Origin of the sequence: Citrobacter sp. Cpo089, from assembly GCF_030332695.1 — a bacterium.
In the GTDB taxonomy this organism is placed as follows: domain Bacteria; phylum Pseudomonadota; class Gammaproteobacteria; order Enterobacterales; family Enterobacteriaceae; genus Citrobacter; species Citrobacter portucalensis.
In genome coordinates, this window is record NZ_JAOWHJ010000038.1 from 86,383 (window position 1) to 86,597 (window position 215).

At 53.0% G+C, this 215-nt stretch carries 1 pseudogene (running past one end of the window); it reads left to right on the forward strand.

The window, feature by feature from the left end:
* Positions 1-215, forward strand: a pseudogene (locus OGX92_RS06410) (IS1-like element transposase); its annotated part reaches 80 nt to the left of the window's first position; the annotation flags it as partial.

A 215-nucleotide genomic window follows, 5' to 3' on the forward strand; every position in this document is an offset into this window, starting at 1 on the left:
TCAGCGCTATCTCTGCTCTCACTGCCGTAAAACATGGCAACTGCAGTTCACTTACACCGCTTCTCAACCCGGTACGCACCAGAAAATCATTGATATGGCCATGAATGGCGTTGGATGCCGGGCAACTGCCCGCATTATGGGCGTTGGCCTCAACACGATTTTACGTCACTTAAAAAACTCAGGCCGCAGTCGGTAACCTCGCGCATACAGCCGGG